This window comes from Longispora albida DSM 44784 (assembly GCF_000379825.1).
Taxonomy (GTDB): Bacteria; Actinomycetota; Actinomycetes; order Mycobacteriales; family Micromonosporaceae; genus Longispora; species Longispora albida.
This window is the reverse complement of the sequence record NZ_KB903823.1, coordinates 19830-44611: the sequence shown is the minus strand read 5'-3', so window position 1 is coordinate 44611 and position 24782 is coordinate 19830. Positions and strand designations below refer to the sequence as shown.

Below are 24782 nucleotides of genomic sequence, written 5' to 3'. Positions count from 1 at the left end.
CGCTCAGGCCTCCCCGCGCTGCCGGGACCCGTGGACCCGCGCTGGCTCCGTCCGCCGGTGCCTGCCGCCCGCACGCCGCGCCGGGGCCGGGATCCTGCTCGCTGGCGCGGCACCGCTCTCGAACACCCGGGCGGTCTTCGCCCAGGTGGACGGCTTGCCCGCGACGAGGGCGGCGAAGGCACGCCACACGCAGACGAAGAACACGTAGTTCATGACGATGAACGAGTGGCCGATCAGGAGCGCCTGGAGCCAGCCCGTGCCGGGAGAGCGCTTCTTCTGCATGTACGCGGCGGCGATCGCCGGACCGAAACTGAACGCGTACCAGGTCGCGACGCTGAGGCCGAAGACGAGCGGGCCCGAGCCGGTGACGAAGTAGTCCGGAGCGTGCAGGACGAAGCCGATCATCGCGAAGTGCCACAGGATCGACCACGGCAGGTCGAGTACCCACGGCACCAGCAGGTAGAGGGACAGCTCCGTGGCCTGCCGGTGACTGAGCCGCGAGGAGCCCCAGATCTCGGGCAGCCGCTTCCCGCAGGCCATGTGGCCCTGGTACCAGCGGGTGCGCTGCCGGACGAGGGCCGGCAGCCGGTCGACGGCCTGCTGGGCCACCGCGGCGTGCGGGGTGGTCGTCAGGCGCCAGCCGTCGATCACCATGCTGATGGTCAGGTCCAGGTCCTCGGTGAGGCACCGGCTCCACGGCCGTTCCCCGATCATGTTCAGCGCGGTGAGCCGGGTGAACTGGCCGTTCCCGCCCAGGCTCACCGTCCCGGTCGCCGAGCGCCCGAACTGGGTGACCGCGGCGATGGCCCAGAAGTAGAAGTCCTGGATCCTGGTGAGGTACCGGTCCCGGTTGCGGATGCGCACGGACAGCTGCACTGCGCCGACCTCCGGCTCGGCGAGCGCTGCGGACACGTGCCGGACCGCGCCGTCGGACAGGTGGCCGTCGGCGTCCATCACGCAGACGACGACCTTCTCCGGATCCTGCTGCCCGCTGGCCACCATCCGCCGTACGGCAGCGAGCCCGTCGTTCAGTGCCTCGCCCTTGCCCTGGCGGGCGTCCGGCAGGTTCCGGCGGAGCACCGTCACCTCGTCCGCGCCCGCGACACGGGCCTGGGAGCCGGTGGCGTCGTCAGAGCCGTCGTCGATGACCACGACATGGCTGGCGGGATGGCCCAGCAGCCGGGTGACGGTCGCCGCGATCACCTTCTCCTCGTTCAGGCACGGTACGAGGAAGTAGTAGAAGAGGTCGTCGTCGCGGCCGAGATGGGGCTGGCCGTAACCGAGCCTGGCCTGGTCGCCCAGTTTCGCTCCCCGCTGGCGCATGAAGCGGATGCCGAGGGTGAGCATGGTGAAGAAGTAGCCGTTGGACAGCCAGATGACCGTGCTCATCGCCGCCATCAGCACCACAGTGGTCATACGGCGGCCGCCATCCTGCCGCGTCCCCGCGAACCGAGCAGCACCCGGACGAAGACGACCGCCGCGAGTATCCCGCCGACGATGGTGGCCAGCGTGCCGCAGATGACGTGCGCCACCTCGAAGGCCGACTGGTCGCCGTAGGCGAGTGCGGCGGCGATGCCCATCACCCTGCCGAGGTTGACCACGGTGACGACCACCGCGGCGAGGCCTCCGGCGAGCAGGATGCGCGAGGCCGGGAACCTCCGGGTGCACAGCAGCAGGCCCATGACCACCAGCAGCGGCACGACCAGCACCGCCGCGGTGCACGCTGCCGTGATCTGGATCGCGTACCAGGGGCCGGACGCCGGCTGGAAATGCAGCACGTCCGGGTGCCCCGGGGCGCGCACGGCGGTGAGCGGGAACAGGTTCGCCATCAGCCAGCCGGTAGCGGAGACCTCCCAGCCCCGGAACCGCATCCCGCTGGCGGCCAGCAGCACGGCACCGGCGATCACCGAGGCCCCTGCCAGGCTCCTGGCGGACTCGGCGACCCGCCCGGACCTAGTCACGGCCGCCGTTCGCCGCGCGGCGGGTACGGCCGAGCCGGAAGAGCAGCAGGCCGGCGAAGATCAGCCCGAGTGCGACGAAGGCGATGCTGATGCTGGCCAGGCCGGTGACCGGCAGGCTGACGAACGGATTCCCGTACATGTGATCTCCCCAGGGCTAGCTGTGAACCAGGAAGCGCTCCTGGATGAGGCCGGCGATTCTCTGGCTTGCGGCTCCGTGCCCGTACGGGGAGTGCAGTGCGGCGAGCCGGGCGTGGCACCCGGCGACGTCCGCCAGGAAGCCGTCGATCTCACGGTGGAGGCCAGCGCCCGGTGGTACGAGCCGTACGAAACCGTCCAGGCTCTCCGGCCGTTCCGTCGAGGTGCGGACCGCCACCATCGGCCGTTTGAGCACAGTGCACTCCTCCTGGAGTCCGCCAGAGTCGGAGACCAGGAGTGCGGCTTCGGCTGCCAGGCCCAGGAAGTCGGAGTACCCGAGCGGGCCGGTGACGAGCAGCCCGCCCAGCAGGTCCCCGCAGCCGAGGCTTGTCACGGCGGCGAGTGTCCGGGGGTGCAGCGGCAGGATGACAGGGTATCCGCGCCCGGCACACCGGCTCAGTCCGCTCAGGACCTCGCGGAGCGCTGCGGCGTCGTCGGTGTTCTCCTGCCGGTGCACTGTCGCGAGGACGAACTCACCAGCCCGCACCCCGTGGTGTGCCAGCAGTTTCCGGCGATCCTCCGGCTCTGGCAGGTGCCGGAGCACCGCCTCGACCACGGTGTTGCCGGTCAGTGCGACCCGGTGGCCGGCGATGCCCTCGGCGCGCAGGTTGCCCGCGTTGCCCGGCGTCGGCGCGCACAGCAGGTCAGCGAGGTGGTCGATCAGTACCCGGTTGTTCTCCTCGGGCATCCTGCGGTCGTGGCTGCGCAGGCCGGCCTCGACGTGGACGAGGGGCACTCCGCACGCGTTGGCCGCCAGGGCACCGGCCAGCCCGGAGTTGGTGTCGCCCTGGACGACCACCACGGCGGGTACGGCACGGGCGAACAGCGCACCCAGATCGGCCAGCCCCTGCCCGACCTGCGCGGACCTGGGCAGCCCGCCGACGGCCAGGCGTACCTGCGGCGCGGGCAGGCCGCACTCCGCGTAGATGGCCCCGCTCATCATCGGGTCGTAGTGCTGGCCGGTGTCGACGACGACCGCCAGTTCCCCGAGTGACTCCGCGAGGGGCGCGAGCTTGATGATCTCCGGCCGGGTACCCAGCACGAAGACCGCCGCACCTGCCGTGCTCCTCAAAACGCCCACAGTTCACCCCATCTCTACATGGAGCCCCCTCTTGGTACAAAAGCCAGGCTATTTACCATCCCACCAGCATTTTGTACAAATAGAAGTTTTTCGACAGAATCAGCGATAGATCGCAGCAGGCATGCTCTGGGCACGAGCGGCACAGCACGCCGCCGCTAGGAGAGGGCGCCAGCGTCCTTCGGCGGGCCCCAGAGGGAGCCGGGCTGGCCGGCGGCTGGTTCGCGGGCGATGCAGGCGGCGCGGTAGGTGGCGAGGGTTCTGGCGGCCGTGCCCGCCCAGCTGAACTCGCGCTCGGCGCGCTGACGGCCGGCCTGGCCCATCCGCTCGGCCTCGGCCGGGTCGGCCAGGAGCCCGTTGACCGCCTCGGCCAGGCGGGCCGGGAAGGACCGGCCCTGGTCGATGAGCAGGCCGGTGCGGCCGTGCGCCACGACCTCGGGGATGCCGCCGACCCGGGCCGCGACGACCGGCGTGCCGCAGGCCATCGCCTCGAGGTTGACCATGCCGAGGGGTTCGTAGACGGAGGGGCAGACCACGACAGCCGCCTGGCTGAGCAGCTGGCGGACGAGCTGCTGCGGGATCGGCTGCCCGATGAGCAGCCCGCCTGCCCGCCCGACCGCCGGGCCGATCCACGCGCCCAGCTCCGGCGTGTCCGGTGCCCAGCTGCACACGACGAGCTGCGCGGAGCTGTCGAGCAGGTGGGCGGCCGCCAGCAGGCTGCCCAGGCCCTTCTGCGGGGTGTTGCGGCCGATGTACAGCACGATCGGCCGGCCGGGGTCGATGCCCCAGTGCAGCAGTTCCGCAGGGTCGTGGTCCGGGTAGAAGAGGGAGGTGTCGACGCCGGGGCGTGCGATGTGGACCCGGGCGGGGTCGACGCCGGGGTAGGCCGCCAGCACGTCGGCACGCATGGCCGCGCTCACGGCGATCACCGCGTCCGCCGCCTCGTAGGCGACCCGCTCGATCCAGGAACTGACCTCGTACCCGCCACCGAGCTGGTCCCGCTTCCACGGCCGGTGGGTCTCCAGCGTGTGGGCGGTGATCACGTGCGGCAGGCCGTGCAGGAGCTTGGCGAGGTGGCCGGCCAGGTTCACGTACCAGCCGTGACTGTGCACCAGGTCCAGGCCGCCGAGCTCCGCCGCGATCAGCACGTCGGTCGCCAGCGCGCGCAGGGCCGGGTTGGCCGAGGCCAGCTCACGGGGCTCCGGATACGAGCGGGCGGCCGGGCGGGGCGCGCCGAAGCAGTGCACCTCGACCTCGGCGTAGGACCGCAGCTGCGGGACGAGGTGGGCGAGATACGTGCCGAGCCCGCCGTAGATCTCCGGCGGGTACTCTCTGCTGATCAGCCCGGCACGTACGGCCATCCGGGTACCGTATCGGCCCCGGGTGGCTGATCACAATGGAAAGACGGCAGTCACTTTGCGCGGGCTCCCGTTCACCGCGCGGGTGAACGGGAGCCCGTCAGGCGACTGTCCTTACTGGACGATCCGCCACTTCTGGTTGTCGCCGGTGTGGCAGCTCCACGCGATCAGCTTGGTGCCGTCCGCCGTGCCGGCCCAGACCGGGTCCAGGCAGCGGTCCAGCGACTCGAACTGCTGCGTCGCCGGGTTGTGGATCCACTTCTGGCCGGGGTTGTTCTCCGGGTCGCAGGTGCGCATCTCGACCACCACGCGATCCTGGCCGACGCCGGCGCACTTGCCGAGCAGCCGCATCGTGCCGTCCGGGAAGAGGGTCAGTGCCTGCGCCGGGGTCCCGTTGCACCACCAGAGCTGGAGCTGCGTGCCGTCGGCGGTGTTCCCGTTGGGGGTGTCGAGGCACCTGGTGCTGTGCACGCCCTGGAGCCGCGCCGGCCGCGGACCGTCCACAGTGAGCAGGTCGAAGCCTCCGTTGAGCGCTCCGGCCCAGACCCGGACCTCGTCGACGTCACCCATCCAGTAGTTCGAGGACCAGCCTTCGTACTTGGCGCGGCCGATGTTGAACTTGCCCTGCGCGTTCCACATGTCGCACGGCGAGGTGCGCTGGAGGACGTCGTCGACGTAGAGCGTCATCGAGCTGGTCGGGGCGTCGTACACGCCGACCAGGTGCACCCACTTGTTGAGGTCGGCCGTGGTCAGCGGGCTGGCGCTCAGCGCGTCAGAGAAGCCGGGCGCCAGCTCGTCCTTCTTGGTGCAGGTGAAGGCCCAGTGCCCCTCGTTGTTGTACCAGCGGTACCGCAGGAAGAACGCGCTGTTGACGTTGCCGTCCTGGCTGACGACCGCCATGCTCTTCCCCGGCAGCGACGGCGAGTTGAGCTTCGCCCACGCCGAGACGGTGAACGACTGACTGGTGTCGATGACCGGGTTGTCGGTGTCCGCCCAGCCGGTCTTGTCCGGCTCCCCCGGCGCACCGAGCTCACCGACGTGCAGGCCGGTGCCGATCTTGCCGGCCCCGGTGAGCGGCACGTTCGCGATCGGGTGGAAGTTCAGCAGCTGGTTGCCCGTCTCGTCGGCGTCCGGGCCACGGCCCGGCGACTCGAACCGCCAGGCGCCTGTCAGGCCGACCCGCTGGGTGCCGCCGAGATCGTTGACCTCGCGGTGGGTGATGACACGGTCCCAGGCGTACACGCCTGCGATCTGGCCGTCCCACCAGTCCATGTTCACGCCGTTCCACTTTGTCCGGCCGAAGACCAGCGAGCCAGCGGCGTTCCACGGTGTGAACGTGACCGGCTGCTCGCCGACCTTGGTGCCGTTGGCGTACAGGCTGGCGACCTTCGCCTCGGAGTCGAAGACGCCGGCGAGGTGCACCCACACCCCGGCCCTGGCCTTCGGTCCGGTCACGGTCGTGCCACCCGGGTGGTTGCCGTCCGAACCCGGCAGCACCCACTTCCAGCAGCCGCAGTCGCCGGCCACCTGGAGCTGGAATCCGGTGGACACCGCGCCGTCCTGGCTGAGCGCTGTGCGGTGCGAGGTCAGGTCGTTGGTCTTGACCCACGCCGCGACCGAGAAGCTCTTGCTGGTGTCGAGGACGTGCGGGGCAGTCGCGGACTCCTGCTTGGCCGCGCTGAACCCGGCAGCCGTGTCACCAGTCGGAATCCGGCCCGGCAGGCCCGGCGTGCCACCGGTCAGCACGGCGGCACGGTTGTGCCGCGTCGTGTCGGCGAACTGCGTCGCGCCTTCGCCCTCGTTGAGCGGCCAGTTGCCGACAGCGGGCTCGGGCATCTTCACGATGAAGTAGTAGTTCTTCAGCGCCGTCCGTCCAGAGTGGTCGACGGCCTCGACCATCAGGTGCTGTGCGGCCGGGCCACCTTCCCTCGGGGTCCAGTTCACCGTGACCTCCGCGCCCTTCCACGGCGCGGCGGTCTCGTTGGACAGCGAGCCGAAGCCCCAGCGGAACTTGACCACGTCGTCCGAGCTCTTGAAGGTGAACTGGCCGGGCTTGCCCACCGAGCCACAGCCCTGGCAGCCCTCGGTGTACAGCGCCGAGGTCACCGTCGGGACGACCGGGTCGGTGAGGTCCACCTCGAACTCGCAGAGCGCGCTCCACCCGCTAGTGCCGCCACGTCCGTCGTTGGACTCAGCCCAGTAGACGTACCTGCCGTCACCGACGTTGGGAGCCCACTGCGCGTAGCCCCAGTTCCCGATGTTGTGGTGGGAACCGTCCTGCCGCTGGCCCCAGTTGTAGTCCTTCAGCACCGTGAAGTTGACCGTCATCGAGTCGCCGTCGGGGTCGGTCGCGCGGGCGCGCAGGTTCGGCGTGCCGGTCGGCAGGATCGGCCGGCTGTCACCCGTCACGCAGCCGCGCTGGTCGGTGCTCAGCTCGAACGGCTTGTCTGGCGGGGTGTTGTAGTCGATGGAGAGGAAGGCCCGGGTCTGGTCGTAGCGCTTCCAGAGGTTGTAGTTCCAGCTCTCCTCCAGCGCCCTCAGGCCCAGGCCGATGTACCACTCACCCCGGGAGGCCACGCCGGCCATCCAGCTCGTGATGTTGAACTCGACCGGTCCGGTGCCGCCGCAGCCCAGCGTCGCGTTGTACCGGTGGTTGGCCGGCGTGCTCGTCGACTCGTGCCAGCGGAACTTGTTCCAGTCGTTGGAGACGGCCCAGGTCACCTGGGAGTAGTCCTGCCAGTAGTCGCCGAGCGCCTCGGTGCGCCACAGGCCCTGGCTGGAGTTGTCACACTTCCAGGCCCACTTCTGGTCGATGCTGAAGATCGCGCGCTGGATCTGCTTGCCGCGTACCGCACCCGTGTCCAGCTGGAACAGCGAGCGGACGACGTACTGCTCCGAGGTGCACACGCCCTCGGTGGTGCTGGTGTCGCAGGTCCGGCCCGACCCGGCCCCGCCCTTGAGGCCGGAGTCGCGGAGGGCGTCGCCCTTCTGGTTGAAGCTCTGGTTCGGGTACTTGCTCCAGACCGTCGTCCAGTTGTTGTTCCGCAGCCAGCCCGTCCACGACGGGTCGATGAAGATCGGGTACACGGTGGCCGGGTCGTTGACCATCTGCTTGTCCGGTACCACGGAAAGCTGGCCGTTCTGCGCCTTGACCGGCATGACGGCCTTGCGGGCACCGGACGGGGCCGCTGACTCCTCGCCCGCGCCGTCGGCGGCGGACGCGCCCTTGGCCTTGGCGGCGGCCGGCTGGTCCTTGGCCGAGTCCCACATCAGCGGCGTCGGCGAGCGGAAGACAGCCTTGCCGGCCTTGTCCCGGGCCTCCAGTCCGCCGGCCCCCGTCGCCACGGCCTGGACGCCCTGGGTGGCCAGGCCGAACTTCACCTCGGCCAGGGCCGGGTTCGCGGCGGCCTGGCGGTTCTTGACCACCAGCACCTCGGAGAAGCCCGTCGCCGACGCGGTGACCGTGAGGTCGACGCCCGGCAGCACCTCGGGGTAGGTCGCGCTGTCGCCGGCCAGTACCGGCTTGGGCAGCGCGCCACCCGGCCACGACACCGCGAGCGTCTTGTCACCCTCGGTGAGCGTCGCGAGCGGGCCGGTCCCGCCCGGGGAGAACGTCACCGGCAGCACGGCGGCCTTCGGGCTGATCTTGCCATCGGCCGCGACGGCCAGCGTCGTGTCGACATCGGCCCAGCCGGAGCCCTTGCGGGTCCAGCGCGGCGCCAGGAACTGCTTGACGGTGTATCCGCCGCCGGGCTTGGCGAAGGTCTGCGCGGTCTCGGTGCGCTGGCCCATGACCTCGACGTCCTTGCCGCACGCCTTGGCCATGCTGGTGGCCGCGGCGGGGTCCGCCTGGCTGTCGGCGCAGGTCACCGGGGCGGCGGCCGCCGGGCTGGCCGCCAGGGCGACGGGGGTGAGCATCGTGGTCGCGAGGGTCACGGCTGCGAGAGCCACTGCGCGGCGGGGACTTCGGGTCAGGTCGAGGGGAGGTGACATGAGGCCGGACGTTATGGCCGCCACCATGACGCGCTGCTGAGAAAATGCTGACCCTCGATAAACCCGCATCGCCCGTTCTCGATGACGTGACGTAGCGGACTTCCGGGCGGGAGTAAGGGCCGCCCCCGGTAGTTTTGGGACGTGAGGATCGGACTGCTCGGCCCGGTGGAAGTGTGGCACGAAGGCGGCACCATCGACATCGGATCGCCGCTGCAACGCTGCGTGCTGGCCCTCCTGGCCCTCGAACCGGGCAGGGTCGTCCCCGTCGAGCGGATCGCCGAGGCGCTGTGGGACGGCAGGCCGCCGGCCGGGATGCGCCGGGTGATCCAGACCTACGTCTCCCGGCTGCGCGCCGCCCTGCGCCCCGCCGGGCTGGTCATCACGCTCCGCAAGCCCGGCTACCTGCTCGAACCGGGCGCGAAGATCGACCTGTACGAGTTCCGCGACCTGACGGCCCGCGCCCGCCAGACCGGCAACCGTGAGCTGGCGATCCGCGCGCTCGGCCTCTGGCGGGGCGAGCCACTGGCCGGGCTGCACCCCACGAACCTGGTCGACCGGCTGCGCGCCGGGCTCGAGGAGGAGCACCTGCTGGCCAGGGAGGACTTCCTGGAGGCAGAGCTGGAGGCCGGCCTGCACCAGGAGATCCTGGCGGAGCTGGCCGCGCTCGCCGCCGAGTACCCGCTGCGGGACCGGCCGCTGCGCCTCCAGCTGGTCGGGCTCCTGCACAGCGGCAGGCAGGCGGAGGCGCTGGGCGTGTACGAGGAGGCCCGCAAGTACCGTGCCGAGGAGCTGGGCCTGGACCTCGGCACGGAGCTGGAGGCCCTGCACGCCCGGATCCTGCGCAACGAGCAGTTCACACCGGCCGCACCGGTACCCGCCGCACCGCCGGCCGGGCCGCCCGTCGCGCCGAAGCTGCTCCCCTACGGCGTACAGGACTTCACCGGCCGCACCGCGGAGCTGGCCGAGCTGGCCCGGCTGTCGGCAGAGTCGAACACCGCCGTCGTGATCTCCGCGCTGGACGGCATGCCCGGTGTCGGCAAGACGGCCACGGCGATCCGGGCCGCGCACGCGCTCGCCGGGCACTTCCCCGACGGCCAGCTCTTCTGCGACCTGCACGGGTTCACGCCCGGCCGCGAGCCGGTCACGCCGTTGTCGGCCCTCCAGACGCTGCTGCGGGCACTGGGCGTGCCCCGCGAGCACGTACCGTCCGATGTGGACGAGTGCTCGGCGCTGTGGCGGCACGAGCTGGCCGGCCGCCGCGCGCTCGTCGTGCTGGACAACGCCGCCGACCCGGCCCAGGTCCGGCCGCTGATCCCCGGGGTGCCGGGCTCGATGGTCCTCGTCACCAGCCGGCGCAGGATGACCGGGCTGGACGGCGCTGTGCCGGTCCTGCTCGACGTGCTGCCGCCAGGCGACGCGCTCGACCTGTTCGCCCAGATCGCCGGGGCCAGGGCCCTGGCCGACGCCGAGGGCACGGCTGAGGTGCTGCGGCTGTGCGGGTACCTGCCGCTGGCCATCCGGATCGCCGCGTCCCGGCTGCGCGCCCGGCCGTCGTGGACGGTGGCGGATCTGGCGGCCCGGCTGACCGGGCAGCAGCGGCGGCTCGTGGAGCTGACGGCGGACGACCGCAGCGTGCACGCCTGCATCATGGTGTCCTACGAGCACCTGACCAGCCGGGAGCAGTGGGTCTTCCGGGTGCTCGGCCTGCTGCCCGGGGACGTGGTCGAGCCGTACGCCGTGGCCGCGCTGGCCGGGCTGCCGCTGGCCGAGACTGAGCGGATCCTCGACGACCTGGCCGACGCGCACCTGATCGCTGAGGTGGCCGCCGGGCGGTACCAGTTCCACGACCTGCTGCGCGAGTATGCCCGTGACGTGGTGTGTGCCGAGGAGACCGCCGGGATCCGGGAGGATGCGCTCGACAGGCTCTACGGGTACTACCTCCATGCCCTGCACCGCGCGGACCAGGTGCTGCGCGGCCAGCCCGATCCCCGGCAGGGCGCACCGGACGTCCCGGAACCGGCCTGCCTGCCGGAGCTGGGCAGCCAGGAGGCGGCGCTGGCCTGGCTGGACGCCGACCACGCCGGCGTCACCGCCGCGATCATGGCCGCCCGAGCCCACGGCAGGCCACAGCACGCCGTCACCCTGGCCCGGGGCCTCCAGCACTACCTCCAGCGGCGCAGCCTGATCCAGGAGTGGCAGGCCGGGCACACCTGCGCGCTCGCCGCCGCCGAGGGGCTGGGCGACGAGGCCGGCCACTCGGACATCCTCAACAGCCTGGGCACGCTCCAGATGGAACTCGGCAACTACGCCGAGGCCGAACGCGTGTACCTGGTGGCGCTGGAGTCCCGCAAGCGGCTGGGCGACCCGCTGCGGATAGCGGCGGCGATCAGCAACCTGGCGTACACGATGGAGGCCCAGGACCGGCTCGACGAGGCGAGGCGCCTCTACCAGGAGTCGCTGGCCGTGTACCGGGACAACGGCCTGCTCCGGCACGCCTTCCACACGCTGAACAACATGGGTGTGCTGCACGGCCGCCTCAACCGGTACACCGAGGCGCTGGGCTATCTCCAGGAGGGGCTGGCCGTCGCCCGCGAGGAGGGCCACCTCCAGATCCAGACCTCGCTGCTGAACAACCTCGGGCTGGTCTACGAGCACTTCGGCCAGCTCGACGAGTCGGCCAGGCACTTCCGTGAGGCCCTCGCGCTCAACCGGTCGATCGGTGACCTGCGCGGCGAGGCCAAGTCGCTCGGCTACCTGGCGAACGTCTACCGGGGGCAGGGCGCGTACCCGCAGGCCGTGGAGTGCCACCACGAGGCGCTCGACCTGACCCGTAAGACCGGGTACCGGCTCCGCGAGTGCAAGACCCTCATCGACCTCGGGGTGACCCTGCGGGCGATGGGCAACGAGGAGCAGGCCCGCCGGTACTTCCGGCAGGCGGGGGCCCTGGCCGGCGAGCACGGGTACGAGCAGGGTCAGCGGGAGGCCGCGCGGCACCTGGCGGCGGAGGCTCCATCCAGGACTCCCGCCGCCAGCCGCCCGTAGGATCTTTCAGTTCACGCAGAGGCAGAAGGGGTGCCCTGCGGGATCGAGGAAGACCCGGAAGGACTCGCCGGGCTGGTGCGCGTGCTTCGAAGCGCCCAGCGCCAGCACGGCTGCCCCGGCCGCGTCGAGGTCGTCGACCATCACGTCCAGGTGCATCTGCTGCGGCACGTCCTGCCCGGGCCACACCGGCGGGGTGTACCCGTGGACCTGCTGGAAGCAGATGCACTGGCCGTAGTCGGCGCGGATCTCGGCCCAGCCTTCGGACACGGTGACCTTCCAGTCCAGCAGCGCACCGTAGAAAGCGGCGAGCGCTGCCGGATCGGGACAGTCCATGACGAGGCTGGGAAAGCGAGCGATGGCCATGCCGTCACGCTACAAGTGGTTCCGGACGATCGGCGTCCGGAACCACTCACTGGTGGTTAGGCGGTGCCGCCGACGTCGCGCAGCTTCTGCCGCCAGACCTGCTGGGTGCTGCCGCTGTTGCAGGTGAGCTGGTAGACCGGGTTGCCACTGGTGGCACGGGTCAGGCACTTGCCGCTGTAGGCGCTCTGGATCAGGTAGTTCGTGCTGCCGTTGGTGTTGGTGCTGTGGTAGACGAGGTTCCACTGCTGGTTGGCAGCGCCGGTGCACGACCACTGCTGGGCCGCGCCGCCGTCGCTGGCCGACCAGTCGCGGAGGTCGACGCACTTGCCGCTGTGCGCGGCGACCAGCTGGTACGCCCCGCCGCTGGCCACCAGCTCGAACTGCTGGTTCGCCGCGCCGGAGGTGCCGAGGGACTTGCAGGTGTACTCCTGGATGTTCGCGCCGTTGGCCCCGGAGGAGCCCTGGACGTCCAGGCACTTGCCGCTGGCCGCGTTCGAGTACTGGAGCTGCCAGCCGGCCGCCTGGGCGGAGCTGGGCGCGAGAGTCAGCAGTGCGACCGCCGTGGCGGCGATCGTCATCATCATGCGTTTCACCATGCCTTGCATAGTTGTTCTTGGGAGCACACGATCAGGCATACGTTTGTGTGTGCACTGTGGAGCTTCGTGCACTGTGGAGAGTGGGGGACTGCGACGGTGGAGGTCCGCATCCTGGGTGCCCTGGAGATCCGGTCCGGCGGCCTGGTGCTCAGCCCGAAGCGGCGGCTGGCCAGGATCCTGCTGGGCATGCTGGCCCTCAGGGCGAACATGCCGGTGTCCGCCGAGGTCATCGCCGAGGCGCTGTGGCCGGAGGGCTCGCCGCAGTCGGCCGCAGCGAACCTGCGGTCGTACGTGGCCGAGCTGCGCAAGCTCGGCCCGCAGATCGACGCGGTCCGGGGCGGCTACCTGCTGCGGGCCGGCATCGGCGAGCTCGACGCCCTGACCTTCGCCGCCCTGGCCGCCGAGGGCAGGCAGTGCCTGGCCACCGGGGCGGCCGGCCTGGCGGCCGACCGGCTGACCAGGGCTTCCGGCCTGTGGCGCGGGCCGGTCCTCGCCGGTCTCGACCTGCCGGAGGCCGTCACGGCTGACGCGCGGCTGCTGGAGGACCGCAGGCAGGACACGATCGAGGACGCCATGTCGGCCCGGCTCGCGCTGGGCCTGCACGCCGAGGTGGCCAGCGAGGTGCCGTCCCTGATCTCCGTCACGCCGCTCCGGGAGCGGTTGTGGTGCCTGCTGATGCTCTCCCTGTACCGGAGCGGGAGGCAGGCCGAGGCCCTGGACGCCTACCAGCGCCTCTACCGGCTGCTCGGCACCGAGCTGGGCGTCGCGCCGGGCGCACCGGCCCAGGAGCTCCACGCGCAGATCCTCGCGGCGGACCCGGCCCTGCGCCTCCCGGCCCCGGTACCGGTCAGCAAGCCGTGGCAGCTACCGCCGGCCCCGTCCACGTTCACCGGCCGCGACGAGGAACTGTCCATGCTGGACGACATGGTCGGCATCGCCGTGATCAGCGGGACCGCAGGCGTCGGCAAGACAGCCCTCGCGCTGCACTGGGCCCACCAGGCCCGCGACCTCTACCCGGACGGCTGCCTCTACGCCGACCTGCGCGGCTACGGCCCCGGCGACCCGGCCGAGCCCGCCGAGGTACTGGAGGACTTCCTCGCTGCGCTCGGCATCGGCGGCCCGGCTGCCGGGCTGGCCGGCCGGTACCGGACGGAGCTGGCCGGCCGCCGCATGCTCGTCGTGCTCGACAACGCCTACTGTGCCGAGCAGGTCCGCCCGCTGCTGCCCGGCGGTTCGTGCGAGGTACTGGTGACCAGCCGCGACACGCTCGCCGGTCTCGTGGCCCGTGACGGTGCCAGCCGCGTCGAGCTCGACCTGCTGCCGGAGCCGGATGCCGTCGCTCTCCTGGCCGAGCTCACCGGGGATCCCGGCGCCGCGCTGCTGGCCGGCCGCTGCGCGCGGCTCCCGCTCGCCCTGCGGATCGCCGCCGAGCTGGTGGTGTCCGAGCCGGGCCTCACGGCCGCCGGGCTGGCCGCCGAGCTGGCCGGCGGCAGGCTCGACGTGCTCGACGCCGGCGGGGACGCCGGGACGGCCGTGCGCTCGGTGCTGTCCTGGTCGGAGCGTCACCTGCCCGACCGGACGGCCCGGGCCTTCCGCCTGATCGGCCTGCACCCGGGCCGGACGCTCGACCAGTACGCCATCGCGGCGCTGGCTGGCGAGCCGGCTCCGCGGCCGCTGACCTCGGGGCTGCTCCGGGCGCACCTGGTCGGGGAGGTCGCCCCGGGGCGGTACGCGTGCCACGACCTGCTGCGCGAGTACGCGGCGGAGCTGGGGGCCGCCGAGCCGGAGCCGGTCCGGCACGCCGCACTGGCCCGGCTCCTCGACCAGCAGGTGCACGCCGCGTCCGCCGCGATGGACCTCGCGTACCCGCACGAGGCCCACACGCGTCCCAAGGTCTCCGAACCAGCCACGGTCCGGGTCCCGCTCACGACGGCCGAGTCGGCGATCGCCTGGCTCGACACCGAACTCCCCAACCTCGTCGCGCTGGCCCGGCTCGCGGCGCAGTCCGGCTGGCCTGCCCACGTCACGGCGCTCTCCGGCACGCTGCACCGGCATCTGCACACCCGGGCGCGGTACGCGGACATGCTGACCGTCCACACGCTCGCCGTCACGGCAGCTACCGACCCGGCTGCCAGGGCCGCCGCTCTCCACGACCGGGGCATGGCACTCATCCGGCTGGGCCAGTACCCCGAGGCCATCACGGACCTGGACCACTCGCTCACCATCCACATCGGGCTGGACAGTCCGGCCGGCGAGTGCCAGGCACTCCAGGCGCTCGGCACCGCCCGGCACCACCTCGGCCAGCTGACCACGGCCCTCGGCCTGTTCACCAGGGCACTCGCCCTCAGCCGTGCGATCGGCGACCGGACAGCCGAGGGCCGCACGCTCGGCAACATCGGCCTCATCCACGAGTGGCAGGGCGAGTGGCCGGAGGCGCTGGGGTGCTACCACCGCGCCCTCGTCATCCACCGGGCGGCCGGCTGCCCGGCCGGGCAGGGCGACACCCTGAACAACATCGCCATCTGCCACCGCCAGACCGGTGACTATCCCGCCGCCATCAGATACCTCGGAAAAGCCCTGACGGTGTACCGCGCCGCCGGCGACCGTGGCGGCGAGGGCGCCGCTCTCAACAACCTCGGCCTCGCCGCCATCCGCGAGCACGCCTGGGACTCCGCACGCGGGTACCTCGACCAGGCCCTGACCGTGCACCGCGAGACCGGCAGCCGGCCAGCCGAGGTGGAGACCCTGAACATCCGGGCGCTGCTGGCGCTCCGTTCCGGCCATCCGGCCCGGGCGGCCGAGGAGTTCGGGACGGCGCTGAGCCTGGCGATCGCCCTCGGCGTGCAGGGCTCGGTCATGAACGCCCACTACGGCCTGGCCCGCGCCCTCGAAGCCCTCGGCAACCCGGCCGCAGCCCTGGTCCACTACGAGGCGGCCCTGAACACCGCCCGCCGGACCTGCGCCCGGTCCACCAGGGCCGACGCCCTGGCCGGCGCCTCGCGCTGCACCCCGGACCCCGCAGAGCAGTCCGCCCTGCACGCCGAGTCCCTGGCCCTGTACCAGGAACTCGGGATCTCACCGGAGGACAGGTTCTAGCAGTCCGGTCAGTTCAGGTCAGCCAGGCTGACAGGAGGACTCCGGCGGTGAGGCCGGACAGGAAGACGGTGGTGGCGAGCTTCGCGAGGAACGCCGCCGTGCATGTGATCTGCATGGGAACGTTGTACGGCCCCGTGGCGGTCCGGTACTAGGCTCGGCACGGACCGTCGTCAGTGGACCTCCGCCAGCGGAGGACGGGCGGAAGGGCTGGGCAGGACATGGACGACCTCGGCGATGTCGTGACGAGTCTCAACCGGCGGGATCCCGTCGTGCGTGCCCGGCTGGCGAACCATCCGCTGACCCGGGCCTACCTGGAGGCCGGGGTGCGGCTGGCGGACAGGGAGTTCTTCGCCGCTCCGGCGCCAGCCGAGGGCTTCCCCCGGCCGTTGTCGACACTCACCAGGGAGAACGTGATCGCGGAGGTGGCCAACGAGCCCTCGGACCTCGCGAAGCGGGCCAGCGTCGGGTCGTTCCGGGACCGGTGGGCCTACTTCACGGACTACCTGTCGGACCTCGCCAGGTACACGATGCGCATCCGGCGCTGGTCGCTGCACAACCAGCTCGCCGAGCAGGCCGTGCCGGCGTTGTCGGGCGGGGACTTCGTCGCCGCGCTGGAGGAGATCGCCTACCGGGACATGACGTCGGTGGCCGGGAACCCGTCGACCGCCATGCGGTACCGGTTCCTGCTGACCGCGTGGGCTGGCCAGGACGAGCCGCTCCGGCAGGTGATGTCCTCGGTGTACCGGGACATCACCGTCCACTGGGCCGCGATGTGCGAGGCGGTGTTCGCCGCGAGGGGGCTGCGGCTGCGGCCGGGGGTCACGTTCGAGGACCTGGCGACCCTGCTGACGGCGCTCGCCGAGGGGCTGGCCCTGCGGGCTGCCGGTGACCCGGAGGCTCCGCTGATCGACCACGCGGGGCGGCGGTCGCTGCTGGGCACGGCGGCGATGGCGCTGTTCGCGGGCATGGTGGACGGCGGGGACGCGCGGAGCCTGGCTGACGTGGTGGAGGAGCTGGCCGGCCCGGGTAGATAGTGGGACCCCTCATGTCGCTATAGCGACATGAGGGGTCCCACGATCACCGGAGCGCCTACCTGTGGCTACGGGGTGTTGTAGCCGAGGGTGTAGCTGCCGGAACCGGAGTAGGCGTAGATCCGGTAGCGGTAGGTGCCCGCGGTGCCCGTGTAGGTCAGGGACTCGTCGGCGCTGGAGCTCGCCGCGCTGGCCACGGTCACCCACGAGCCGCCGCTGAGCTTCTGGAGGTACAGGTCGAAGTCCTTGCCGGCCGGGCCGTCGAGGCAGGCCTGGTGCGTGCCCGCCGCGGCGGTGAACCCGCTCGTGCCGGGCTTGTAGGCGTTCGCGCCGGCGCTGAGCGTGCCCGTGGCCGTGACCTGGTAGCCCCCGCACGTGCTGCCCGCCGTCACCGTGACCGGGATCGAGGCGCTGTGGCTCTTGTCCGGGCTGTCAGCGTTGACGGTCAGCGTGTAGGCGCCCGGCGTCGCCCCGGCCGGGATGGCGATCGTCAGCGCCGACGAGCCACCGGCCGCGACCGTGACCGGGTTGAAGGTGAAGCCGGTACCGGCCGGCATCCCCGGCTGCTGCGCCTTCAGGCTGATCGACGGCACGGCCCCCGACACGAGCGCCGTGCTGACCGTGACGTTGCCCGACGCGCCGGCGGCGATCGAGGCCGAAGCCTGCCCGATCGACACCGAGAAGTCGTTCGGTACCGGGGTGACCTTCAGGTAGAACCAGGTGTAGTGGTTGGCCACGCCACCCGAACCGCTGATGGTGATCCGGTACTCGCCGTACGGCGTGGCCGGCGACGTCGTGATGTGCATGGTGGACGGACCCCACGCGATGCCGCCCGTCATCACCGTCTCCGGCGTGAACGTGGCCGTCGCGCCGGCCGGTAGCCCGGTCGCCGACAGTGTCACGCTCTGCGGCTGCGAGCTGGTGTCCTGGATGACAGCCTTCACGGTCACGTCATGTGAGTTGCCCGGCACGATGAACTGCGGGATGTTCTCCAGCTCGATCACGTAGTCGTCGGCTTCGGGCGCGAGTACGGACAGCTCGAAGACTGTCGTGTGGGTCTGCGCGCCGGTCGCGGTGATGGTGATCGGGTATGTGCCCGGGGTGGTCGTCGCTGCCGTGTCGATCGTGAGCTGGCTCGGCTGGCCGGTCGTCACCGTCGGGGCCTCGAAGACGCCGGTCGTGCCCGCGGGGAGGCCGCTGGCCGACAGGGAAAGGATCTCGGTCGAGCCGCTCGTGACGGCCGAGGTCACCCAGAGGAAGACCATGCCGTCCGCCTTGACGGAGGCGCCGGCCGGGGCGACGGAGACCGAGAAGTTGTCGGTCGTGCCGCACTGCGGCTCCTCCGGGCCGGCCGGGACGGAGACCGCGTTCCAGGCGTCGCGCACGCGGTTGAACGTGGTGCAGTCGCCCGGGTACAGGTTCTTGGCCGCTGCCAGGGTGGCGACCCGGACGTCCGTGTACTCCCAGCCGGACGTCTTGGTCAGCAGCCCGTTGTAGAAGATCTTGCCGGCGGCCTGCATGCCGACCCCGGTGACGGAGGACGGGCCCCCGGCGCAGATCGGGCTGACCGGCTTGCCGCCGCCCGGGTTGCTGCCCTCGGCCAGCAGGTAGAACCAGTGGTTCAGCGGGCCGGCCGCCGCGTGCTCCTCAGTGGTCTTGATCGCGGCCGACCAGCAGTTCGGGTCGCCGTACTGGGAGGGGTCGGCCTGGTTGCGGATCGCGCCACTGCCGTAGTAATTGAAGTCCTCGAACATGACATAGTCAGCGGGCTTCGCCGGGTCCGCCGTGTAGTGCTCGGTCATCGTCCCGAAAATATCGCCGGTACCCTCGTTGAGGCCATTCTCGGCAGTCGATCCACCCGGCGTGTTCTGGAAAATGCCGTGCCCGAGTTCGTGGCCGACGAGGTCGACGGAAACCGCCTGGCGCAGGTTGTCGGAGGATTTACCAAACTCAGCGTAGGAGTACTTCCAGTACGCGTTGACATCGCTGCTGCCGACGCGCATCGCGAAACCATTGCCGGAGCCGTCGAGCCCGTTACGGCCCAGCCAGGAACCGACCATGTCCCACTGCTTGCCGCCGGCGTACATGGCGTCCACACAGGCGGCTTCGAGGTTCGTACCGGAGCCGTTGCCCCAGGCGTCGTCGGTGCCCGTGAACGTCGCGCCGTCCAGCCCGCCGCACCGCAGGCCCGGCCGCGCCGGGTCGGACATCTGGAACGAGCCGGCCGAACCGGACGTGCCGATCGTCTGGCTGCCGTTGTAGTAGCCGGTGCCGCTGCCCGCCGCGAAGTCGTCGTACTTCCGCGCGACCCCGCCGGTCGCCGCGTCGACGAGGACGTGCAGCCGGCTGGGCGTCCCGGCCTGCGTCCGGCCGGTCACGACCACGTCCCAGACCAGCGCCGGGCTGCCCCAGGCCAGGACGGAGAGCTTGGGCTCCGAAGCCTCCTTCACGGCCGCGAGCTGCTGCGTCGCGGTACCGAGGGCTGCGGGAGCCGTGACGGCCGGCGTCGTGCCGACCGTGATCACGTGGTCCTGGGCGTTCGCCGTGTGCAGGATCCTGCCGGTCGAGTCGGTCACGACGACGGCGTCGCCGCCGATGACGGGCAGGCCCTTGTGCGTACGCTCGAAAGCCGCGTACTGCAACCCGGCCGTGCCCTCGTGCACCTTCACCAGGCTCAGCTGGTCGTAGGCACTCTTCTTGAACCGCGCGTTGCCGCTGGCGACCAGCCGGTTGGCAGCGGCGGTGGCAGCGGCCTTCCCGGTCAGGGCCGGCTGGGCCGGAGCGGCGGCGGCCGGTGACGCGATCAGCGCCAGCGGCGGCACAGCCAGGATGCCCGCCAGGGTGACGGCGGGGATGGTGCGTCTCATGCAGCACTCCTTGTGGGGGTAAAGGAATGGCTCACAAAGGGCGGTGAATTCTTCCGCAGCCATCTGTCCTCTGTGGACAGATCCCCAAGATCCTAGCCACGCGCTCCGCGTTCGCACCAATCTCTGACTGTGGCCAGGGCAACAGTGCCTTTATCTTGTACTCAGACGCCACAGCCCCCGTTTCCACGGCGTCCACAATCGAATGGAGAGCCGCACTCCCATGACGACCCCGAACGCAGAGGAGACCCGCGTCCTCCGCGGGCAGCTCCTCGCCACCCTGCAGGGCACGTGGAAAGCACAGACGATGTACGCCATCGCCAAGCTCCGCATCCCGGACCTGCTGACGGAAGGCCCCCGGACGGCCGCACAGCTCGCCGAGTCGACCGGAGCACTCGAACACGGCCTCACCCGGCTCCTGCGCACCGCCGTGCAGTGGCAGATGCTCGCCGAACCGGAACCGGGACTCTTCGCCAACAACCCCAAATCGGAGATTCTCCGCGCCGACGTCCCCGGTTCACTGTGGAGCACCGCCATCATCTACGGCGAGGAAATGCACCGCTGTTTCGGCGAGATCATGCACCCGCTCATGACCGGCAAGTCGGGCTTCGACAAATTCGCCGGCCAGGGCATGTACGACTACCTCAACGACAACCCGGACAAGGCCCGGCTCTGGAACGAGTCGATGAGCCGCAACCTGGTCCCGGAGGTGCTCCGCGAGGCCGACCTCACCGGCGTGAAGACCCTCGTCGACGTGGGCGGCGGCACCGGAGGCCTGCTCATCAAGGCCCTCCAGTGGAACCCCGGCCTGCACGGCACCCTGATCGAACTCCCCATCGCCGTCGAACAAGCCGCCGACCTCTTCGCCGAAGCCGGCCTCACCGACCGCGCAGACCTGGTCCCCGGCAGCTTCTTCGACCCGCTCCCGGTGACAGGCGCCGACGCCTACGTCCTCACCCGGGTACTCCACAACTGGGACGACGACAACGCGGCCCTCATCCTGCGCCGCGTGTACGACGCCATGCCCTCCGGCGGCCGCCTCCTCGTCATGGAAGACTGCCTCGCCGCCGACCCGGGCATCGTGGACATCGTGATGCTGGTGGCCCTCGAAGGTCACGACCGCGACGAGCCCCAGTACCGCGCCCTCATGGAAGCGGCGGGCTTCACCGTCACGGGCAGCCAGGGCGCCCCGAGCGGGATAGCCCACTCGGAACGGCTGATCGAGGCCGTCAAGCCCTGACGCCCGGAGACAGGCCGGGTTCGCAGGGATGCCGGACCCGGCCCGCTTCCTGCGGCCCTCACGTCGCCTGCTGTTACTTGCTGGCAGGCAATCTCTGACTGGTCAGTGACCGCTGGGCACGATGCTCTACCCCATCACGGGGCCCGCTGTCATGATGGAGCAGCTACTCCGTCGAAGGGATCATCCATCATGGCAGACGACGACGGCATCCTGCCTGGTCAGCAGGGCGAAGGCGCCTCCGGGGCCGGCCTGGTCCGGCAGTGGAAGGACTCCGGCGCGCGTCACGGCGGCGAGCACCCGGCCGGCGAGATCGACCTCCCGCGTGGACACGGCTGGCTGCGGTTCGGGTACGCGAGCGCGCTGCTCGGGGCCGGGGTCACGGCGATGGTCCTGGCGCGGTGGAGCGACAGCGCCGCGATGTCGATGGGCGGCGAACAGGGCCTGACCCAGATCGTGTTCGAGCAGATCACCACAGTCACCGGCAGGTGACGCCCCGGCCGCACCGGTAGCCTGGCTGGAATGCACCTGCGCTCCCCCTCGCTCGTCGGCCGGTCCGGCGAGACGGCCATCCTCCACAATGGCCTGGCCGCCGCCCGTGACCGGGCCGGCCAGGCCGTTTTCCTGCGCGCCGAGGCCGGGCTGGGCAAGTCGCGGCTGGCGGCGTGGTGCGCGGAGCAGGCCACGGCCAGCGGGATGCCGGTGCTGCGCGGGCGGACCAGCTCGACGACGGTACCGATGCCGTTCCGGCCCATCACCGAGGCCCTGCTGACCCTGTTCCGCACGGCAGGGCCGCCGGACAACCCGGGCCTGGCACCCTACCGGCCCGTCCTGGCCCGGCTGATCCCCGAGTGGCGCAGCGGGCAGGAGGCGCCGGCCGGCCCCGGTACCCTGCTGGAGACCGCCGAGGCCGTGCTGCGGCTGGTCGGCGTGGCCGGGGCGGAGTCCGGCTGCCTGCTCAGCATCGAGGACCTGCACGACGCCGAGCCCGAGACACTGGCCATCGTGGAGTACCTGGCCGATCACATCGCGAGCCTGCCGGTACTGCTGCTCGTCACGCTGCGGCCCGAGCACAGCCCGGCCCTGGACCTGACCGGCGCGCTCGAACGGCGCGGAGCGGCCAGGGTGGCCGATCTCGGTCCGCTGTCCCCTGAGGACGTCCGCGCGCTGGGGGCCGCGTGCCTCGGGGTGGGGCCCGGCGGGCTGCCGGAGCCGGTCGCGGCTGAGCTGGCCCGGTACGGCGGCGGCAGCCCGTTCGTCGTCGAGGAGCTGCTGCGGGACATGGTCTCCCGGGGCGCACTCCACCCGTCGGCGACCGGCTGGCGGGTGTCCGGTGACCTGTCCGCCGGGGTACCGATGACCGTGGTCCGGGCGGTGACCGAGCGTGCCGAGCGCCTGGGTCAGCAGACCCGCGCCGTCCTCGACGCGGCGGCCGTGCTGGGGCAGCGGTTCCGGGTGGCCGATCTGGAGGCGGTCGCCGGTCATGCCGTCGGGGCGCAGTTACGTGCTGCGGCCGGGGCCCAGCTGATCCGGCGGGCTGCCGAGGGCGAGTACGAGTTCTGTCATGCCCTGACGGCCGAGGCGCTCCGGGAGAGCCTGCCCCAGGCGGCCAAGGCCGGCATCGCGCGTTCGGCGTCCGCGATCCTCGAATCGCAGGTACTGTCCGCCGACCGGTGCCAGCAGATCGCCGGGCTGCGGCTGACCGCTGGTGATCCGGCTGGCGCCGCCGGGTTCCTGACCCGGGCCGGGCTGTCCACCCTGGAGTCCGGGGCGGTCGGCTCGGCGGTGGCGCTGCTCGACCGGGCGTGCGAGCTGGCCGGGTCCGCCGGGGCTGCAGGCCAGGAGCAGCAGGCCCGGGAGGCTCTGCTGCGCGCTCTGCTCGACGCCGGCCAGATCGACCGGGCGCTGAGCCTGGCCGGCAGCCTGCCGCAGCTCGGCACGGAACAACGCGCGGCGCTGCATCTGCGGCTGGCCATCGAGGCCAGCGGGGCCGGCCGGATGGCTGACGCCGCGGAGCAGCTGCGGCAGGCCAAGCACCAGATCCCGGACCCGGGTAGGGAGCAGGCCGCCGCGATCGCCCTGCTCGAAGGCCGGTTCCTGCTCGGCAGCCAGCCGGAGGCCGCCGAGGCGCTGCTGCGCCGGGCCGCCGCCGACGGCGCGCCCGACATCGCCTGCCGCGCCTGGCAGCTGCTCGCGTCGAGCGCCCGGCGCGACGGTTTCACCGAGGCCGACGCCTGCCTGCGCGAGATGCTGGCCATCGCTGAGCGCCACACACTGCCCCTGCACCGCCTGCGGGCCCTGCTGGGCCTCGGCATCAACGAATTCCTGTGTACCGGCGACGCGAACCGCCTCCACGAGGCCCGCCGCGCCATGCACACGACCGGCGACATCGGACTGGCCCACTTCACCGAGTCGGCTGCGGCGATGCAGGCGGCGCTCACCGGGCACCATGCCGAGGCCGGCCTGCTCCTGGACAACTGCACGGACGCGCTGCGCCGGCTCCGCGACACCGGCTCGCACTCCTACGCCCTGGCGATCCGGGCGCTGGTCGCCGCGCACCAGGGCGACCGGCAGCGGATGACGGCCGCGCTGCTCGCCTTCGACCAGGCCGCCGGGCCGGCCTCCCCGTACATGCCGATCCGGTACGGGCTGGCGAGCGCCTTCTGTGCCCTGCTCGAAGAGGACGGCGACCGGGCCTGGTCTGACCTGGAGGAGCTGGTCGCCTGGCAGGCCCGCCACAACTCCCCGTTCCAGCTCGGCGGCCGCCACGGCCTGTACCCGCTGCTCGGCGTCCTCCGGGGCCAGATCGACGCCGCCCGCTTCGCCCAGGTCAGCGCCGAGCCGGCCGCGCAGCTGCGCTGGAACAAGCAGTTCGTGCTGTACGGCCAGGCCGTCCTCAGCGGACGATCCGGTCACGCTGACCACGCGTCCCGGCTGGTGGCCGAGGCCCAGGCGGCCGGCCAGGTCTTCCCGCTCGCCCGCAACCTGGGCCTGCGCCTGGTCGCGGAGGCCGGCATCGACGGCGGCTGGGGCGAGCCGGTGGCGTGGCTGGGCACCGCCGAGGAGCACTTCCACACGGCGGGGCTCACCGTCGCGGCCCGGGCCTGCCGCCGGCTCACCCGGCGGGCTGGCGGCCGGGTACCGCAGCGGCGCGCCGGGGAGAGCGACCTGCCGGCCGCGCTGCGCGAGCTGCGGATCAGTGTCCGGGAGTACGAGGTGCTGCGGCTGATGGCCACCGGGCGGCACAGCAACCGCGACATCGCTGGCCAGCTCTTCATCTCACCCCGGACGGCGGAGAAGCACGTCGCCAGCCTGATCGCGAAGACCGGCGCCGCCGACCGGGCCGGGCTGTGCGCGTACGCGGCTACGCTGCCGGGCTGAAGGCCTCCCGGTACCTGGCCAGGGCCGCGAACAGCAGGGCCGGCTCGTCGGCCTGGGTGAAGCGGGCGAGCCGGGACACGATCGCCGGTACCTGGCCGCCGGCTCCGTCCACTTCGGCCGCGACCTCGCCGTCCGGGGTCAGCACGGTCAGCCTGGCCGGGCTGGCCACGGTGACCCGGCAGGTCAGGCCACGGTAGGCGAAGCTGCCGGCGTCGACCGGCCCGGCGACCGGCGCGGGGCCGGCGGTGGCGAGCCGGTAGGCGGCCAGCGCGCCCTCCGCCAGGTGCCGGTTCGCGGGCCGGGCCGCCCAGCCGGGGGGCGGGCCGAGCCGGCCGGGGCCGCGAAGCAAGGCGGACGGCGAGGCCCCAGAAGCAGAGTCGAGAGGGTAGACCAGTTCCGCTGGCGGGTGGTCGGCTGGTGGCCAGACGGGGCGGATCAGGAGGCTGTGCCCGGCGGCCCTGCGGTCCACCGAGTACACCTGGGTGCCCGCGGCGAACGATCCGTAGTGCATCTGGCCCTCCCCTGCCGTGACGTCGGTTCCGAGTCAACGCGGCCCGGTGAGCTGGGACAACGGCTCGCGGGGAATA

At 71.8% G+C, this 24782-nt stretch carries 16 protein-coding genes; 6 read left to right on the top strand and 10 right to left on the bottom strand.

Annotation, left to right across the window (positions count from 1 at the left end):
* Positions 1–3 precede the first annotated feature (3 nt).
* The 6 genes from A3G1_RS34800 to A3G1_RS0113460 all read right to left on the bottom strand — a co-directional run bounded on the left by A3G1_RS34800 (position 4) and on the right by A3G1_RS0113460 (position 8585).
* Positions 4–1416 (bottom strand): glycosyltransferase, encoded by a 1413-nt coding sequence (locus A3G1_RS34800; RefSeq protein ID WP_018350003.1) that lies wholly within the window; start codon positions 1414–1416, stop codon positions 4–6.
* Entirely contained in the window at positions 1413–1961 is a 549-nt protein-coding gene (locus A3G1_RS0113480; RefSeq protein ID WP_157641120.1) for an exosortase/archaeosortase family protein, read from the bottom strand. The genes A3G1_RS34800 and A3G1_RS0113480 overlap by 4 nt, the downstream gene beginning before the upstream one ends.
* Positions 1954–2100, bottom strand: a complete 147-nt coding sequence (locus A3G1_RS40540; RefSeq protein WP_018350001.1) for an LPXTG cell wall anchor domain-containing protein — start codon at positions 2098–2100, stop codon at positions 1954–1956. The genes A3G1_RS0113480 and A3G1_RS40540 overlap by 8 nt, the downstream gene beginning before the upstream one ends.
* Positions 2101–2115: 15 nt before the next feature.
* Positions 2116–3237, bottom strand: a complete 1122-nt coding sequence (wecB, locus tag A3G1_RS34795; protein ID WP_211216305.1) for a non-hydrolyzing UDP-N-acetylglucosamine 2-epimerase — start codon at positions 3235–3237, stop codon at positions 2116–2118.
* A gap of 155 nt (positions 3238–3392) precedes the next feature.
* Positions 3393–4595, bottom strand: coding sequence for a glycogen synthase (gene glgA / locus A3G1_RS0113465; protein WP_018349999.1), 1203 nt, complete (start codon positions 4593–4595; stop codon positions 3393–3395).
* A gap of 111 nt (positions 4596–4706) precedes the next feature.
* On the bottom strand, positions 4707–8585 hold the full coding sequence (locus A3G1_RS0113460; protein ID WP_157641119.1) for a LamG-like jellyroll fold domain-containing protein: 3879 nt from the start codon (positions 8583–8585) through the stop codon (positions 4707–4709).
* Between the two features lie 141 nt (positions 8586–8726).
* Between A3G1_RS0113460 and A3G1_RS34790 the strand changes: the two genes are divergently transcribed.
* Positions 8727–11627 (top strand): AfsR/SARP family transcriptional regulator, encoded by a 2901-nt coding sequence (locus tag A3G1_RS34790; protein WP_018349997.1) that lies wholly within the window; start codon positions 8727–8729, stop codon positions 11625–11627.
* Between the two features lie 6 nt (positions 11628–11633).
* Here A3G1_RS34790 and A3G1_RS0113450 read toward each other — a convergent pair whose 3' ends face one another.
* Both A3G1_RS0113450 and A3G1_RS38560 read right to left on the bottom strand, forming a co-directional pair.
* Positions 11634–11990, bottom strand: coding sequence for a VOC family protein (locus A3G1_RS0113450; RefSeq protein WP_018349996.1), 357 nt, complete (start codon positions 11988–11990; stop codon positions 11634–11636).
* Positions 11991–12046: 56 nt separating this feature from the next.
* Entirely contained in the window at positions 12047–12574 is a 528-nt protein-coding gene (locus A3G1_RS38560; protein WP_157641118.1) for an RICIN domain-containing protein, read from the bottom strand.
* 108 nt (positions 12575–12682) lie between these two features.
* Here A3G1_RS38560 and A3G1_RS34780 point away from each other — a divergent pair, with 108 nt between their 5' ends.
* The gene (locus A3G1_RS34780) at positions 12683–15682 is read left to right on the top strand and encodes an AfsR/SARP family transcriptional regulator (RefSeq protein WP_018349994.1); all 3000 of its coding nucleotides are present in this window, start codon (positions 12683–12685) and stop codon (positions 15680–15682) included.
* A gap of 218 nt (positions 15683–15900) precedes the next feature.
* Complete coding sequence (locus tag A3G1_RS0113430; RefSeq protein ID WP_018349992.1) at positions 15901–16716, top strand: hypothetical protein; 816 nt, start codon at positions 15901–15903, stop codon at positions 16714–16716.
* A 65-nt stretch (positions 16717–16781) separates the two neighbouring features.
* Here the strand turns inward: A3G1_RS0113430 and A3G1_RS41750 are convergent, their stop codons facing one another.
* Complete coding sequence (locus A3G1_RS41750) at positions 16782–19580, bottom strand: M4 family metallopeptidase (RefSeq protein ID WP_018349991.1); 2799 nt, start codon at positions 19578–19580, stop codon at positions 16782–16784.
* A 220-nt stretch (positions 19581–19800) separates the two neighbouring features.
* On the opposite strand from A3G1_RS41750, the gene A3G1_RS34770 reads away from it, so the two are divergent.
* The 3 genes from A3G1_RS34770 to A3G1_RS0113410 all read left to right on the top strand — a co-directional run bounded on the left by A3G1_RS34770 (position 19801) and on the right by A3G1_RS0113410 (position 24195).
* Positions 19801–20817: a methyltransferase gene (locus A3G1_RS34770; RefSeq protein WP_018349990.1), complete on the top strand. Its 1017-nt coding sequence runs from the start codon at positions 19801–19803 to the stop codon at positions 20815–20817.
* Positions 20818–21006: 189 nt separating this feature from the next.
* Positions 21007–21306, top strand: a complete 300-nt coding sequence (locus A3G1_RS0113415) for a hypothetical protein (RefSeq protein ID WP_018349989.1) — start codon at positions 21007–21009, stop codon at positions 21304–21306.
* A gap of 30 nt (positions 21307–21336) precedes the next feature.
* On the top strand, positions 21337–24195 hold the full coding sequence (locus tag A3G1_RS0113410) for an ATP-binding protein (RefSeq protein WP_018349988.1): 2859 nt from the start codon (positions 21337–21339) through the stop codon (positions 24193–24195).
* On the opposite strand, the gene A3G1_RS0113405 is transcribed toward A3G1_RS0113410, so the two are convergent.
* Positions 24179–24706 carry a hypothetical protein gene (locus A3G1_RS0113405; protein WP_018349987.1) on the bottom strand — a complete coding sequence of 176 codons (528 nt, stop codon included), beginning with the start codon at positions 24704–24706 and terminating at the stop codon, positions 24179–24181. The two genes, A3G1_RS0113410 and A3G1_RS0113405, sit on opposite strands and share 17 nt — an antisense overlap.
* Between the last annotated feature and the right edge of the window lie 76 nt (positions 24707–24782).